At 49.1% G+C, this 340-nt stretch carries 1 protein-coding gene; it reads left to right on the plus strand.

All coding sequences use genetic code 11. The annotated features are described in order from the left end of the window. The coding region (locus Q4528_RS13025) for a hypothetical protein (protein ID WP_303521902.1) at positions 1–340 on the plus strand (340 nt) is incomplete at both ends.

The following is a 340-nucleotide window of genomic DNA, read 5'->3' on the forward strand; positions in this document are numbered from 1 at the left end:
GTATTTTGTAGCTTTCCAAGTGGCGCCAACGAATTAGATTCACTGATTGCTAATAAGCAACTGGAAGTAAGGTCGTGGGTAGCATTAGGGGATAGCGATGAACCCTCTGATAAGGTGCTAAACGTTGCTGTAAAACAGCAGGCTGTTTTATACATAGAGGTGGCTACCACACGTTGGTTCACCGGTGGAACGCGCATCGGCAATATCGATGTGCCTAACTTGATTGCTAAGCAGCGTAACTTACTGGCGACTAACTACACCGAGCGCCGCAATGGTGAAACATGGTCTCGCCAGCGCTGGGAGCTAACCTTATATCCGCAGGCTTCTGGTGAGTACACGC

This window comes from Staphylococcus pasteuri (genome assembly GCF_030547725.1).
In the GTDB taxonomy this organism is placed as follows: domain Bacteria; phylum Bacillota; class Bacilli; order Staphylococcales; family Staphylococcaceae; genus Staphylococcus; species Staphylococcus pasteuri.